Source organism: Oleiphilus sp. HI0066, assembly GCF_001635725.1.
On record NZ_LWFH01000634.1, the window covers coordinates 1 to 1,018 of the forward strand.

The 1,018-nt window shown below is 46.4% G+C and carries 2 protein-coding genes; both read left to right on the plus strand.

The genetic code is table 11. The features are described from left to right. A partial coding sequence (locus A3738_RS08120; RefSeq protein ID WP_197473704.1) for an uL15m family ribosomal protein occupies positions 1-187 on the plus strand: 187 nt, incomplete at its 5' end. Between the two features lie 6 nt (positions 188-193). Next, positions 194-1,018, plus strand: an 825-nt coding sequence (gene secY / locus A3738_RS08125; RefSeq protein WP_068763517.1) for a preprotein translocase subunit SecY, incomplete at its 3' end; no start/stop codon positions are given.

The window sequence follows — 1,018 nt, forward strand, 5'->3', positions numbered from 1 at the left end:
GCTCGTTGAAGGCAACGTTGTCGATCTAGATGCGCTTAAAAATGCAAATCTAGTTCGTCGAGATTCGAAATCTGCAAAAGTTATCCTTTCTGGCGAAATTAAGTCAGCAGTTACTGTTCAAGGTTTGAGAGTAACTAAAGGTGCTCAAGCTGCTATTGAAGCAGCCGGTGGTAAAGTCGAGGAATAATAAGTAATGGCTAAGTCTCCAGCGATGCAAGGCGGATTCGGAAAGGGGCTTGATGAACTCAAGTCTCGTTTGTGGTTCGTTTTTCTTGCAATCATTGTTTACCGTATCGGGGCACATATTCCCGTACCAGGAATTAACCCAGAACGGTTGGCGGCACTGTTTGAGCAAAACCAAGGCACGATCTTGAGCTTGTTCAACATGTTCTCAGGCGGCGCGCTTGAACGCATGAGTATCTTTGCCTTGGGGATTATGCCTTACATTTCAGCCTCGATTATTATGCAGTTAATGACTGCGGTTACACCGAGTTTGGAACAGCTTAAGAAAGAAGGTGAAGCGGGACGTCGTAAGATCTCCCAAATGACGCGCTATGGTACGGTGGCTTTGGCCTTCGTTCAGGCGTCAGGTATGTCAGTAGGTTTAGCATCACAAGGTGTTACGTTTACGGATGGCTTTAGCTTTTACTTTTTAGCGGTAACAACTTTTGTTTGTGGTGCTGTTTTCCTAATGTGGTTAGGCGAGCAAATCACTGAGCGTGGAATTGGTAATGGTATTTCATTATTGATCTTCGCAGGCATTGTCGCAGGTTTACCAGGTGCATTTGGCCAGTCGTTTGAAGCGGCGCGTCAAGGCGAACTGAATATTCTTGCGCTCTTGCTCATTGGTGTGTTTGCTGTACTAACGGTCGGTTTTGTTGTGTTCATCGAACGTGGACAACGTCGACTAACTGTCAATTACGCCAAGCGTCAGACAGCTCGTGGTGGTTACAGCCAGCAATCTAGCCATTTGCCTCTTAAGGTCAATATGGCAGGTGTAATTCCGCCAATCTTCGCG